We start from the raw sequence: 13,585 nt of genomic DNA, 5'->3' as shown, positions 1-13,585 counted from the left end.
GGATTACGCAACATTATTCTTATTTATTCTAAATAAGATTAAAGGCGTACTTAAAATGATTTTAATGGGCGAATTTTAGAATATAATTTAGGTATTAAAAATTATAAAGTAGAATTTTAAAATTATATTCAAAAAATGACTCTAAATTAGGTGTCAAATTTTTAACATTTTTTAAGAATTTTGAAATAAAAAAGCCCCAACTGTAAAATTGGGAGCTTATAATAAGCTGGATACTATTTGAATGGCGACTGAGGATGACTTATAAAAATGCGGGTAGTAATTTTGTACGCGCCATCATCAAGCGGTAAAAGGTATGAAGCAGTGTCCTGCAAACTGGCACCTTTAATAGCCTTGTAGTAAATTGAAGGATTTTTAATTGGGCTAAAGTAAAGCGAATCGTTAATCATTGCAGCCTTATAGTGTTTTTTTATGTATTCCCTGTCTCCAATTTCCTCCAGTTCCTGTAAGGCCTCATCATCATCAAAAATGCCAATGGCATTCCTGCCGCTAAATTCTATAGATCTGTCCGGATAATACTTTATAAATTTATAAGCTTTCAATTGTTTCTCCAACGCGGCATTGTCGGCACCGTCTTCTGTAGTCCCGTACTCCAAATTTCCAAAAAGCCCCGGAATCATACTGCCCGAAGGCGTTGGCGGAAATTGCCATTCCCACACAGGTGTTTTATATACTTCTAACCAGGCACCATTAGTAAAAGTATATATATAAGCCGTATTTGTACTCGAATAGTCGTCCCATTGGTTAACTATTAAAATTTCATCTTTACCATCATCATTTATATCGCCACAATTTTCTATATAATGAAATCCAAGCTGCCCACCCGGTAGTTTAATTTGTTTTTCATTCCACTCAACAAATGATTGCCTGTTAAAGTACCGGTTCAGGAACGATACATCACTATATTCAAACATAGTGTCGGTACTTACGTAATATTTAGCGGCTTCCTTTAAATATAAAGAATCGGTATAGTGCTCCTGCAGTACATCAGTTTTATGGTCGCCGTCAAAATCACCAGTAATTTTAAAGCGGTAGCCCATTATGGGTTTCGAAATGCGCATCAGCGAATCGGCAACAATTTTTAATGAGTCTGCTGCTGTGAGCACAATGCCCCTGTTATTATTAACCCGGTATCTGCCAGAACATCCCTGCATGTAAAACAGGGCTGTAAATACAAGGGTAACAACGATTATAAACCGCTTTTTCATATATGGTAATTGCTGATTGAAAAGTACGCATTTTTAGTAACTTACTATGTGCTTTAAATTTTACCAAAAAAAGCTGCCTAAAAAATAATTCTTAGGCAGCTTTTTAAATGATAAAATACGTACTACATTAGTGCTTGGTTGTAAAACCGTCTTCACTTAATTCTTTGTGGTCATAATCTTCAACCATTAGAGCTTCATAGTCTTTAGGCTCACCTTTGCTAAAGCGGTTTATAGCACTATCAAATATAGAGTATACTACCGGCACAATAATAAGGGTAAGGAATAACGAACTTGTAAGGCCACCTATAATTACCCATGCAAGGCCGTTGTTCATGGCTGCTGCTGCACCTGTTGCAAGTGCAATGGGCAACATACCAAACACCATCGCTATAGTTGTCATTAAGATAGGGCGAAGACGCGCATGGTTAGCCTGTATAAGTGCATTAAATGTAGTTTCGCCATGTTCCTTACGGTGGTTGGTAAAGTCTACAAGTAATATTGCATTTTTACACACAAGCCCAATAAGCATAATAACCCCTAATATAGTAAAGATGTTTAGTGTATTGTTAGTTAGTGCCAGTGCTACCAGTGCCCCAATAAACGATAATGGTATAGAGAACAATACCACGAACGGATATACAAAGCTGTTGTAAAGGCCTACCATAACAAGGTAAACCAATATAATAGCCGCAAGCAATGCTAAACCAAGGGTACCAAAACCTTCGGCCTGGTTTTCTTTATCGCCACCCCAAACATAATTTACACCTGTAGGGCGTTTCATGGTTTCAAGGTAGGTTTTCTCCCAGTTGTCTGCCACGGTACCACTTGGTACACCCGCAGCCTGAGCCTGAATGGTTACAGAGGCACTTTTATCTCTGCGCTCCAGGAAACTTGGACCCGAACCTTCTGTTACCGATGCGAATTGGGATAGTTTGATCTGCTGGCCGTCTGTATTAAGGAACACAAGGTCTTTTACATCGTTAATACTCGAACGGTTGTACTCATTAAAACGGATATTGATATCGTATTCATACTCACCTGCACGGAATTTACCATCGGTATTACCATTAAAAGCGGTTTGCATGGTCATACCCACCGTTTGTAACGACAAGCCAAGCGATGCCATTTTATCGCGGTCTACCTGCACATTTACTTCGGGGCTACCTCCTTCAGATGTTAGCTTGATGGCTGTAGCACCGGTAACTTTTGCAAGGTTTTTAGCCGCATCCTGGGCAAACTTCATGGCGCTCTCTAAATCAGGGCCTGTAACGGTTAATGCTATAGGGGCTTCATCTGCACCACCCATTATACTTACAGGCACCGTTTTAATTTTTGCGCCCACAAGTTTTTTCTCAAGATCTCTTTTTACCTGAGCTGCAAACACAAAAGTGTTATCTGCCCGTTCTTTACGATCTACCAGTGTAACTTTTATTTCTGCCTTATACGCTGTACTTTGTGTAGCGCCCATACCCTCACTGGTCTGGCCCACGGTGGTAATAAGGCCTTCTACTTCTTTTAGGCCGCTTAGGTAATCTTCGGCTTTTTGTGTAGAAAGGTTAGACTGCTCTACAGAGGCGTCTTTAGGTAATTCCATTTGTACAAGGAACTGGCCCCTGTCCATCTTAGGGAAGAACTCTCCACCAATAAATCCGCCTATCAATAATCCTATAGACGAGAAGAATAAAACAACAACAATAAGTATAGTCCACCTTTTGTGGCCAAGGCACCATTTTAAAATATCAGTTACCCAATGTGTAAATTTTTCAAGGCCTCTTTCAAAAGAAAGAATGATTTTTTCGAAGAAATTTTTACCGGTTAAGTGCTCCAGTTTACCAAAACGTGAAGACAACCATGGTATTAATGTAAATGATGATAGTAGTGATAGGGCAGTAGCAATTACTACCGTAACACAAAACTGCGATATAATGTTACTTACAAGGCCTGTACTCATGGCTATGGGAAGGAACACTACTATAATTACAACTGTAATAGCAGTTACGGTAAAACCAATCTCGGCAGTACCTTCGTATGCAGCACGCACCCTGTTCTTACCCATCTCCATGTGGCGGTAAATATTTTCCAAAACCACAATAGCATCATCCACAAGGATACCTACCACAAGCGACAAGCCAAGCAAACTCATTAAGTTTAGCGTATAACCCATAAGGTAAATACCAATAAACGTAGCGATAAGCGATGCCGGGATAGATACCATTACTATAAGCGCATTACGCAAACTGTGCAGGAAGAACAACATTACAAATGCCACAAGGAAAACCGCGATAAATAAATCGTGTATTACCCCACTGGCAGCTTCCAGTGTAAACTCGCTGCTGTCATCGGCAATTACCAGCTTAAGGCCATAATTTTTATAATCCTTTTCAATCTTTGCCAGGGCAACTTTTGTTTCCTCACTTACAGATACCGCATTGGCATCGGTTTGTTTAATGATCTGTATTACAATAGCACTGCTGCGGTCTACTCGCGAAATTTTTTCTACTTCTTTAGTAGAATCCTGTACATCGGCAATGTCGCCAAGGCGCACCTGTATGCCGTTTTTAGACGATACGACCAGGTTACGCATTTCTTCTACGTTACGGTATTTACCCGATAAACGTACCAGCATAGAGCTTTCACGCGTTTGTATGTTACCTGTAGGGAAATCCAGGTTAGAGCTTAATATTGCTGCCTGAACATCAGGTATAGAAAGTCCGTAACCCTTTAGTTTTGCCTGGTCAAGGCTTACCTGTATTTCACGTTCTTCGCCACCTACAAGGTTTACCTGTGCCACGCCGTTTACACGGGCAAGTATAGGCTCGATTTTTTTATCAAGCAGGTCGTAAAATGCTACTTCATCCATTTTTGCTGTAGCGCCAATGGTAATGATTGGTAAGTCGCTCAGGGAAAATTTACTTAACGAAGGCGGGTCTACATCTTCCGGTAAGTCTTTTTCGATAGCGTTAATTTTACGCTGCGCATCATTAAGGGTGTAATCAGCATCGGCTTCCGGCTGTAGCGTAACGGCTACTATCGAGAGGCTTTCATACGATTTAGACTCTACTTTTTTTACCAGCTCTAACGATGATACCGCATCTTCAATTTTCTTGGTTACCGTGTTCTCTACCTCGCCGGGCGAAGCACCCGGATAAACCGTAGAAATGGTAACTACGTTTATCTCAAACTTAGGGATAAGTTCGTAACTCAGGCTGTTGTAGCTAAAAAGCCCACCCAGCGTAAGTATTATGAACAACACTATTACAAGCGTTGGCCGTTTTATGGATATTTCTGCTATTTTCATTAATTCTTTGTTTAAAGTTTAAGGTTTAAAAGTTTCAAGTTCTTTGAAAACAATCCTTAAGACTTATTTAATAGGCGTTACTTTAGAGCCGTTTGTTAAGTTAATCTGGCCACTGGTTACTACAATATCACCTTCATTAAGGCCGTCAAGTACTTCCACCTCTTCACCAAATATGCGTCCTGATACAATTTTTACAAGTGTAACGGCACCGTCTTTCACCACGAAAACCTGGTTGTTTGCCACACCGCCTACAAAAGCTACCCGAGGAATGGTTTTAACAGCAACCTTTTGTGCAGCACCTGCTGTAAAGTTTGCCGTACCATACATACCAGCCTTAATTTCGCTATTAGGGTTATTGGCAACTTCAATTTCTACAGGAAAGTTTAACGATCCGTCTGCCTTAGGGGCAACAAATGTAACCTTGCCGTTAAATTCCTTATCCGGGTAAACACTTGCTTTTACTTTAATGGCTGTACCTGTTTTAAGGCCTGCAACATGCTGCTCATCTACATTAACCTTAAGCTTAAGGGTAGATACATCTACAAGGTCAAACAATACAGTTCCCGGGGCAACAACGCTACCCGGCTCTATGTTACGCTTGTTTACTATACCATTTATGCTCGCTTTAATGCTTGCATCGCCATAGTTTATTTTAGCCTGGTCTACACGTGCTTTAGCATTAACAAGCGCAAGCTTGGCCTGGTCTACCTGTTGTTTTGTAACACCACCTGTTTTAAATGCATTTTCATAACGCTGGCTGTCAGACTGTGCATTTTGATAAGCTGCCTGCGCGTTGCTAAGTTCTATATTTAACTGGTCGCCTTTTATAACGGCAAGCACCTGTCCTTTGCGCACAACATCTCCTTCATCTACCAGTACTCTTATTACACGCCCTGAATTTTCAGACGGGAAGCTTAGCTCCTGAGAAGGTGCAAACGTGCCGTTAGCAATATAATCAAGGTTAGGTACTTCGGTTTTAACAGTATCAATCCTTACGGCAACAGTGCTGTTCGTTTTAGATATCTGCTCTGTTTCGTTCTCGTTCTTCTTTTTGTTATTAGTAAGTATAAAAGCGATAAGCCCTATAACAGCTATGCCTACTACTACGTATAATACTTTTTTCATCTTATGGTTAGTTTATAAGGGTTTTTAATTCGCCTTTTGATTTTATTAGCTGTACTTCTGCAAGTTTAAAGTCAAGCAGCGCAGTGTTATAATTATTTTGTGCCTCAATGTAAGAGTTCTCTGCATCCAGAAGGTCGGTTAAGGTGGCAAGCCCCTGCTGATAATTGTTTTGGGTATTATCCAGAACGTCCTGTGCAAGCTGCACGTTTTCTTTTTGGTTGCTAATGGTAATAAGGCTGTTGCTTATTTGCGTTTTTGCATTTTGGAAAGCAAGGTCTAAAGACAGCTTGGTATCTATAAGGTCTTCTTTGGTTTTTCTCAGGTCAATATCCGCCTGGCGAACTTTCGAGCGGGTTGCAAAACCGTTAAAAATTGGTACTTTTATATTAGCACCTATAGTGGAGAAATCTGACCAATATACATTATCCGACGATTTTGCAAACCATGGCAATTGCGGTCCCTGGCCAATGTAATTGTAACCTGCCGTAAGTGCAAGTGTAGGGTAGTACTCTGCCTGCATTGCCTTTTTATTATAATAATACAATTGCTCCTGTTTTTTAAGCAATTGATATTGTGTAAGGTTTGTGGCATCCGGAGTTTCGTTAATGTTTAAGGGTGTAACATTAAACTCTGTTTTAGGGATAACAATTTTTGTTTCTATAGGCATACCCATATAAAACTTAAGCGTGTTTTCCTGTAGCACTACAGCGTTAACAATTTGCTGGCGCTGTGTTTTTATATTGCTTAGGTTAACATTCATCCTGTCAAGGTCTATTTTACGGGCAAGGCCGCTGTCATACTGGCCTTTTATAATATCCCTAACCTCGGTAGTATTTTTAAGGGTGCTGTCTATAACAGTAAGTTTCTGGCGCTGAACGTACACCTGGTAGTAGTTATTGGCAACTCGCTCTATAACCTGCTCTTCTGTAAGCTGGGCGTTAACCTGGTAAAATTCGCGTGTGGTCTTTGCTGCTTTAAGTCCTGTAAAAACCGACTGGTCAAAAATATTCTGCGTAAGGTTTACACCTGCTGTAGAACTCCATTTTTGCCCCAGTGGTGCAAGGATAACAGATCCTTCCGGCCCGCCAAAAAACTGGCCGGGTAATGCATTAAGCTGTAATATAGGGTTAAAGGTAAGGTTACCGTTAGCAGTAATGGTAGGCAAAGCACGGGCGCGAACTTCCTGTATCTGGTATTCGCTGTTCTCTACAGATAGTTTTGCCTTTTTAGAGTCGGCCTTGTTTTCGAGCGCGTAGGTAATGGCATCTTTAAGGGTAAGCTCCTTTGCAGGCACTTGAGCATGCAGTACAGGAGCTCCTAAAAGAACCATGAGCAGAACCATCCTTTGCAGGAAAATGCGCATCTTGTTACGTGTGGTCTTCATGTGTGTGTAACTGTTAATTAATTGATTGATGAATTCTATTTAATAAATAACGTGTTCATTATCACGTCTTTTCTTTCTTCTAACAGGGTGTCGTAACTCTCTTTTGTAAACCCCATAGTTTCCTGCAGCAGTGGCCTCATAGATACCGGAAACGACATAAGCGACACAAAGTTGAGTACAAATTGCTCAGGGCGCATTTTATGTATGTTGCCCCGCTCCATTTCCAGTGCTACCTCCAGGTAAAACTTGTCGAGCAGTAGGTTCATGTGTTCCTTGTCTTTATAACAGTTGCCCTGGTTCATTTGGGTTACCATATATATTTCCAGATAGGGATATTTTTTACTCTGTTCAAAAAACGCATCCAGGTTACGGCTTATTTTTTCCTTAAAAGAAATATCTGCAAAAACAATTTCTTCTAAAATGTTATGCTCCTGTTCCTGCGCATCCTGAAATACTATATCAAATAGATTGTTCCTTGACCTGAAATAATAATTTATAAGAGTACGGTTTACTCCGGCTGCATCGGCAATTTCCTGTGTTGTGGCATTAAATCGGCCTTCGCCAAAGAAAACCCTCTTGGCGGTATCTTTTATCAACTGCTCTGTATCCTGATCGGTTATTTTAGCTGACATATTTGTTTAACTATTTTGTTTGACATTTTTGTCAACGCAAATTTATTGACAATTTTGTTAAACACAATTAAAATCTTAATTTTTTTTTGACAAATTTTCCGCAATTGTTTTCGTAAGTACTGCTAAGCCTGATGTTGTAACTAACGATCGTAAGTGATAATCAAGAAATTGAAGTGTTAAGTTGTCCATCTTGTACAAATTCTCCGGAAATATTTGTGCGTCTTTAGTTGCAACCACGCCCGAAAAATAAATGCGGCTCACAAAATCTATATTAATATCAGGCCTGTAAAATCCGGATGCGATACCGCGTTCAATATTTTCGTACATGCAGTCGTGCATTTTATCAAACTGGTAATCCCGAAGTGTTTTAAATATAACAGGGAAAAACTTTTGTAACTGGTGCAGGGGAGAAGAGGTTTCGTCTTTTAAAATATGGGAAAGGAAATTTCTTATAATGAAAAATTCTACAATAGGATTGTGTTCTTCAGCCCTTATTAAATCGATTCCATCAGATATCCGTTGAAACAAAAGCATGGCACTTGCCTCTACCAAATCGTTTTTATTAGCAAAATGCTGATAGATCGTTTTTTTAGAGATGCCCATTTCTGTAGCAATTTCATCCATAGTAACGCTCTTGTAACCAAGGGTTAAAAACATTTCTGTGGCTTTATTTAATATCTGTTCTTTCATTATCTTACCTCATTTTCAGGGTGCAAAGATAATCAGGAAACTTTATAAACAAAAAAAGTTTCCAAAGTTTTTGTTTAATATTACGGTATCTTAACATGCTTTGATAAGAATGCGGAATGCTTTACTTTAGCAAAAAAAATTTAGCTACATGCAATCCATAGGGTATTACCAGGAAGTTATCTCAAAATATTTTGCAACCGCAACAATTATAAAAGAACCCGCAAATCTTTACGATCCTATAAGTTATATATTATCGCTTGGCGGTAAAAGGATGCGCCCCGTGCTCACGCTCATGGCCGCCGAAATATTTAATACAGATTGCCATGAGGCGTTGCAGGCAGCAGTGGCGGTTGAGATATTTCATAACTTCTCGCTGGTGCATGATGATATTATGGACGATGCGCCCCTGCGCCGCGGCAATCAGACGGTGCATGAAAAGTGGAATATTAATACAGGCATATTATCGGGAGATGCCATGCTTATTATGGCATACAGGCATTTTGAAGAATATGAGCCGGAAACATTCCGTTCGCTTGCAAAACTTTTTAGTAAAACTGCTCTTGAGGTTTGCGAAGGCCAGCAGTGGGATGTCGATTTTGAAGAGCGTACAGATGTTACTATTCCGGAATATCTTAAAATGATTGAATATAAAACTGCGGTTTTAGTGGGGGCGGCCATGCAAATGGGGGCTATTGTGGCTAAAACATCTCAGGAAAATTGCAATTTAATCTACAACTTCGGGCTTAACCTGGGCATTGCTTTCCAGTTGCAGGACGATTACTTGGATGCTTTTGGTAACCCTGAAACCTTTGGCAAGCAGGTAGGTGGCGATATTATAGAAAATAAAAAAACGTACCTTTACCTTAAGGCCAAGGAGTTTGCCCAGCCGGAACAGGCAATACAATTGCAGGGTTTATTTTCTGCACACCCTGAGGATAGCTCTGATAAAATAGCGGCGGTTAAAGAGATTTTTAATGCTACAGGTGCATCTTTAGCTACGCAAAAAGCGATTGAAGAATATACCTTTAAAGCTTTTAAAACTTTAGAAAAACTTGATATATCTCAGGATAAAAAGGCGGCTCTTAAAGATTTTGGGAGTAAGCTTATGGGTAGGAATGTGTAAGCGCCTATTTAGGAAAAGAAAGAAAAAAATAGATTTATAATGGTATTTATTGCTCCCCAAACTACAGATCTTTTGCTTGCCGAAGCCGAAGGTGAAAATCTTTATTCAAAGCTTTTAGAACAGATAAACAAAGATTTTAACCTCGCTAATGAGCCTATAGATTTTCCTAAAAGCACCACGCCTTACGAACTTAAAGTACAGCTGCATGAAAAAATATACCGTATGCTGCACTACAAATTTGCCGAATACTTAAACCTGCTTTACATCATCGATGTGTCTGAGGAGCAAATGAAAAAGCTCGACGGCTCAGATTTGGTCCAACTATCCGAAGAGGTTTCATTCCTGATACTTAAAAGGGAATGGCAAAAAGTATGGTTTAGGAATAAATATTAGTTTTGTTAATGCATTGATTTGTTGATTTGGAAAATGGAACGCGGATGACGTGGATTTACACGGATTTTTTCACAGATCTTTTCACGGCCGAGTGTTGCTGGCTCCCCTCTTGAGAGGGGTTGGGGGTGTGTTTGAGCTTAGGTTATTACTAACTCCGTAATGACTAACCCGATGTGTAAATAATTAGCAATAACTATATCTAAAAATAAACCCTGATAAACGGCATCAGCGCATCACTGTACACCAAATCCCGTTTATTAAAAAGCACATTATAACGCAGCCCTACGGTAACGTTTTCCATTTGGTAACCGGCACCAAGAAACAGGGCGGTATTCCAAAAATCGCGATCCCTATAATTAAGGGTATTTAAATACCGGTCATTAAACCTTTCGTCAACATCAAGGTTAACGCGCAATTGCTCCAACTCTGCCGATAGCTGTACCTGTGGAATTGGGTTTAAAAGCACCACCACAGATCCCCCGTAAATAAACGAATCATAATAATCGCGTTGGTGCACATAAGTACCCTGAACGCCAAGGCCAAGGGCTACATACTGGTTAAACTGGTATATGGCTCCCGGTGCTAAACTTACATCGGTATAGCCGCTGCCAAAACCCACACCTGCCGAACCTCCAAAACGCACCTTTTGCCAAAAATTAACGCTGTCCTGCGCATTAGCATTTACAAATTGTAAGCAGATTGCGATTAGTGCGAGTCTTTTTGTTAAAAAAATGATAAAGCGTGGTTGCATACAGGGGTGCGTGTATAGTTAGTAAGCATAAATATATAAAAAACGTTGAAAGATTATTATAATTGGTGTACTTTTGTACAAAATTTATTAAAAACAAGTTCGCAAATATATAAGTATGGACAGGTTTTCCTTTTTGAATGCAGCACATACTGCTTTTTTCGCAGATTTATACGATCAATATATTGAGAATCCCGATAGCGTGGAGCCAAGCTGGAGAAGCTTCTTCCAGGGATTTGATTTTGCAGCGTCCGACTACGGATCAGGCTTTACAGAAGCTGCTGCGCCACAACAGCAAACTGCAAGTGCTCCGCAGGCTTCGGCCCCGCAGGCACCGGTTTCTGATTATTCGGGCATCCCCGAAAAACTACAAAAAGAGTTTAAGGTACTTAGCCTGATTGAAGGTTACCGTACCCGCGGACACCTTTTTACCAAGACCAACCCTGTTAGGGAACGCAGGAATTTTTCTCCTACACTGGACCTTTCTAACTTTGGCTTAAACGATGCCGATCTTGACACTGTATTTGATGCAGGTAAAGAAGTGGGCTTGCCACCATCGTCTTTAAGGGCAATTGTAGACCATCTGCAAAAAGTGTACTGTGGCCACATTGGTATAGAGTACATGTACATTCGCGATCCTAAAACCAGGAAGTGGATACAAAACAGGCTGTCTGTAAATAACAATGAGCCTGATTTTAATGCAGAGCAGAAAAAGAACATTCTTTTTAAATTAAACGAGGCAGTTTCTTTCGAGAGCTTCCTTCATACAAAATATGTAGGCCAAAAACGTTTTTCGCTGGAAGGTGGAGAGTCTTTAATACCTGCTATTGATGCACTTATTGAGGCTGCTGCCGATAAAGGTGTAGAGCAGTTTGTAGTGGGTATGCCGCACAGGGGCCGCCTTAGCGTGCTTGCAAATGTGTTTGGCAAATCAACATCGGATATCTTTAGTGAATTTGACGGTAAAGACTATGATGACGATGCCCTTTTTGATGGCGACGTTAAATACCACTTAGGCCTTACATCTCAAAAAGTGACTAAAGGTGGTAAACAGGTTAACCTTAACCTTGCGCCAAACCCATCTCACTTGGAAACGGTAGGTGCTGTTATAGAGGGTATTGCCCGTGCTAAGCAGGATAAATATTATCCTGATGATTTTAGCAAAGTACTTCCTATTGCGCTTCATGGCGATGCTGCTATTGCAGGTCAGGGTATTGTGTACGAAATTGTACAAATGGCAAAGCTTGACGGTTATAAAACAGGGGGTACCATTCACCTTGTGGTTAACAATCAGGTAGGTTTTACAACCAATTATCTTGATGCACGTTCAAGTACGTATTGTACAGATGTGGCTAAGGTTACGCTCTCGCCGGTACTGCACGTAAATGCAGACGATGCCGAAGCTGTGGTACATGCCATGTTATTTGCGCTTGACTACAGGATGGAGTTTGGTACAGATGTATTTATAGATTTGTTAGGTTACCGTAAATATGGCCATAACGAAGGTGATGAACCGCGTTTTACCCAGCCTAAATTATATAAAATTATTGCTACACATAAAAATCCAAGAGACCTGTATGCCGATAGCCTTGTTGCTGCCGGTGTTATAGATGGCGATTATGTAAGCACACTTGAAAAAGAATATAAAGCTAAGCTTGAAGAAAACCTTGAAGCATCGCGTAAAAAAGACCTTACAGTAATTACCCCTTTCATGCAAAATGAATGGGAAGGATTTGCACAGGCTGATGCCGATGTAATGCTTCAAAAAGTAAATACAGCTTTCTCAAGGGAAATGCTTGATGATATTGCGAAGGTTATTACAGAGCTTCCTACGGATAAAAAGTTTATGAACAAAGTTCAAAAGCTTGTTAACGACAGGAAAAACATGTATTTTGAAACCGATAAGCTGGATTGGGCCATGGCCGAATTGCTTGCTTATGGGTCGCTGATTACCGAAGGGTACGACGTTCGCCTGTCTGGCCAGGATGTAGAGAGAGGAACCTTCTCTCACCGCCATGCCGTTGTTAAGGTAGAAGACAGTGAAGAAGAATATGTGGCACTTACACAGCTTAAAGAGCAAAATGGTAAATTCAATATCTTTAACTCATTACTGTCAGAGTATGCTGTAGTGGGCTTTGATTATGGCTATGCCCTTGCTAACCCTAAAGCGCTTACTATCTGGGAAGCACAGTTTGGAGATTTCTCTAACGGTGCCCAGATCATGATAGACCAGTACATATCTGCAGCAGAGGATAAATGGAACAACCAGAACGGCCTTGTAATGTTACTGCCACATGGTTATGAAGGCCAGGGTGCTGAGCACAGTAGTGCCCGTATGGAGCGTTACCTGCAGCTTTGCGCAAACCACAATATGTTTGTGGCCGACTGTACTACACCCGCTAACTTCTTCCACCTTTTAAGAAGGCAGATGAAAACAACCTACCGCAAACCGCTTATAGTATTTACTCCTAAAAGTTTACTGCGCCACCCACTTGTGGTAAGTACGGTAGAGGAGTTTGCTAACGGTACATTCCAGGAAGTATTAGACGACCCTGCTGCAGAAGCAGATAAAGTGAAAACTTTAGTATTCTGTACAGGTAAATTCTATTATGACCTTATTGCAGAGAGAGAAAACCTTAAACGTGATGATGTGGCTTTTGTAAGGATAGAGCAACTGTTCCCTTTACCGGTAGAGCAGCTTAAGGCTATCATTGCAAAATACCCTAATGCAGATGATTATGTATGGGCACAGGAAGAGCCTAAAAATATGGGTGCTTACAGCTACATGCTTATGAACTTTAATGAGGTTAAACTGCGCCTTGCATCGCTTAAGGCATACAGCGCGCCTGCTGCGGGTAGTTATACCCGTTCTAAAAAACGCCATGCCGCCGCTATTGCCATGGTTTTTAATAAAGATTTGTTTAATTAATTGTATTTTTGATTTTCAATAATATAGCAACACCAAT

General features: G+C 40.4%; 10 protein-coding genes. 3 read left to right on the top strand and 7 right to left on the bottom strand.

Going from position 1 to position 13,585, the window contains the following annotated elements; genetic code table 11:
* Positions 1-233: 233 nt before the first annotated feature.
* From F565_RS0106600 to F565_RS0106575, 6 genes are all read right to left on the bottom strand, one after another.
* A complete protein-coding gene (locus tag F565_RS0106600; RefSeq protein WP_020212415.1) occupies positions 234-1,226 on the bottom strand; it encodes a hypothetical protein in 993 nt (330 codons plus the stop codon).
* 127 nt (positions 1,227-1,353) lie between these two features.
* A complete protein-coding gene (locus F565_RS0106595; RefSeq protein ID WP_020212414.1) occupies positions 1,354-4,524 on the bottom strand; it encodes an efflux RND transporter permease subunit in 3,171 nt (1,056 codons plus the stop codon).
* A 63-nt stretch (positions 4,525-4,587) separates the two neighbouring features.
* Positions 4,588-5,649: an efflux RND transporter periplasmic adaptor subunit gene (locus tag F565_RS0106590; protein WP_020212413.1), complete on the bottom strand. Its 1,062-nt coding sequence runs from the start codon at positions 5,647-5,649 to the stop codon at positions 4,588-4,590.
* Positions 5,650-5,656: 7 nt separating this feature from the next.
* Positions 5,657-7,033: a TolC family protein gene (locus F565_RS0106585; RefSeq protein WP_231559601.1), complete on the bottom strand. Its 1,377-nt coding sequence runs from the start codon at positions 7,031-7,033 to the stop codon at positions 5,657-5,659.
* Between the two features lie 35 nt (positions 7,034-7,068).
* Positions 7,069-7,665 (bottom strand): TetR/AcrR family transcriptional regulator, encoded by a 597-nt coding sequence (locus tag F565_RS0106580; protein ID WP_020212411.1) that lies wholly within the window; start codon positions 7,663-7,665, stop codon positions 7,069-7,071.
* A gap of 75 nt (positions 7,666-7,740) precedes the next feature.
* Complete coding sequence (locus F565_RS0106575; protein ID WP_020212410.1) at positions 7,741-8,355, bottom strand: TetR/AcrR family transcriptional regulator; 615 nt, start codon at positions 8,353-8,355, stop codon at positions 7,741-7,743.
* Between the two features lie 148 nt (positions 8,356-8,503).
* Between F565_RS0106575 and F565_RS0106570 the strand changes: the two genes are divergently transcribed.
* Both F565_RS0106570 and F565_RS0106565 read left to right on the top strand, forming a co-directional pair.
* Complete coding sequence (locus F565_RS0106570; RefSeq protein ID WP_020212409.1) at positions 8,504-9,478, top strand: polyprenyl synthetase family protein; 975 nt, start codon at positions 8,504-8,506, stop codon at positions 9,476-9,478.
* 39 nt (positions 9,479-9,517) lie between these two features.
* Positions 9,518-9,871 (top strand): hypothetical protein, encoded by a 354-nt coding sequence (locus F565_RS0106565; RefSeq protein ID WP_020212408.1) that lies wholly within the window; start codon positions 9,518-9,520, stop codon positions 9,869-9,871.
* A 199-nt stretch (positions 9,872-10,070) separates the two neighbouring features.
* Here the strand turns inward: F565_RS0106565 and F565_RS0106560 are convergent, their stop codons facing one another.
* A complete protein-coding gene (locus F565_RS0106560) occupies positions 10,071-10,622 on the bottom strand; it encodes a hypothetical protein (RefSeq protein ID WP_020212407.1) in 552 nt (183 codons plus the stop codon).
* A gap of 115 nt (positions 10,623-10,737) precedes the next feature.
* Here F565_RS0106560 and F565_RS0106555 point away from each other — a divergent pair, with 115 nt between their 5' ends.
* A complete protein-coding gene (locus F565_RS0106555) occupies positions 10,738-13,548 on the top strand; it encodes a 2-oxoglutarate dehydrogenase E1 component (protein WP_020212406.1) in 2,811 nt (936 codons plus the stop codon).
* Positions 13,549-13,585 lie beyond the last annotated feature (37 nt).

This window comes from Flavobacterium rivuli WB 3.3-2 = DSM 21788, from assembly GCF_000378485.1.
GTDB classification, from domain to species: domain Bacteria; phylum Bacteroidota; class Bacteroidia; order Flavobacteriales; family Flavobacteriaceae; genus Flavobacterium; species Flavobacterium rivuli.
Note: the sequence above shows the minus strand (reverse complement) of the source record. Positions and strands in the feature narration are given on the sequence as shown.

Coding starts and splice junctions, on each gene's coding strand:
- F565_RS0106590 (WP_020212413.1), bottom strand. CDS start 5,649: ATGAAAAAAGTATTATACGTAGTAGTAGGCATAGCTGTTATAGGGCTT.
- F565_RS0106585 (WP_231559601.1), bottom strand. CDS start 7,033: ATGAAGACCACACGTAACAAGATGCGCATTTTCCTGCAAAGGATGGTT.
- F565_RS0106565 (WP_020212408.1), top strand. CDS start 9,518: ATGGTATTTATTGCTCCCCAAACTACAGATCTTTTGCTTGCCGAAGCC.
- F565_RS0106555 (WP_020212406.1), top strand. CDS start 10,738: ATGGACAGGTTTTCCTTTTTGAATGCAGCACATACTGCTTTTTTCGCA.
- F565_RS0106570 (WP_020212409.1), top strand. CDS start 8,504: ATGCAATCCATAGGGTATTACCAGGAAGTTATCTCAAAATATTTTGCA.
- F565_RS0106560 (WP_020212407.1), bottom strand. CDS start 10,622: ATGCAACCACGCTTTATCATTTTTTTAACAAAAAGACTCGCACTAATC.
- F565_RS0106600 (WP_020212415.1), bottom strand. CDS start 1,226: ATGAAAAAGCGGTTTATAATCGTTGTTACCCTTGTATTTACAGCCCTG.
- F565_RS0106580 (WP_020212411.1), bottom strand. CDS start 7,665: ATGTCAGCTAAAATAACCGATCAGGATACAGAGCAGTTGATAAAAGAT.
- F565_RS0106595 (WP_020212414.1), bottom strand. CDS start 4,524: ATGAAAATAGCAGAAATATCCATAAAACGGCCAACGCTTGTAATAGTG.
- F565_RS0106575 (WP_020212410.1), bottom strand. CDS start 8,355: ATGAAAGAACAGATATTAAATAAAGCCACAGAAATGTTTTTAACCCTT.